The organism is Acinetobacter sp. ANC_7588, from assembly GCF_056783995.1.
In genome coordinates, this window is the sequence record NZ_JBWYIU010000050.1 from 1 (window position 1) to 252 (window position 252).

1 pseudogene is annotated in these 252 nt (G+C 46.0%); it reads right to left on the reverse strand.

Going from position 1 to position 252, the window contains the following annotated elements:
* Positions 1-79: 79 nt before the first annotated feature.
* Positions 80-252, reverse strand: a pseudogene (locus tag AC1M9J_RS14855) (acetyl-CoA C-acyltransferase); the annotation flags it as partial.

Genomic DNA, 252 nt, shown 5'->3' on the forward strand with positions numbered 1-252 from the left:
TTTGCGCATCATTTGAAGAAAAAGTAGGCATAGAATCCCTCCCGACCTCCCTTGAGAAAAGGGAGGGGGTTTTTAATAGTTAAACACGTTCAATAATTAAAGCGATGCCTTGACCCACACCGATACACATAGAGCACAATGCATATTTGCCACCAGTTGCTTCTAGTTGGTTGAGAGCAGTCGTCACCAAACGCGCACCTGATGCACCCAATGGATGACCCAGTGCAATTGCACCACCATTTGGGTTTACAC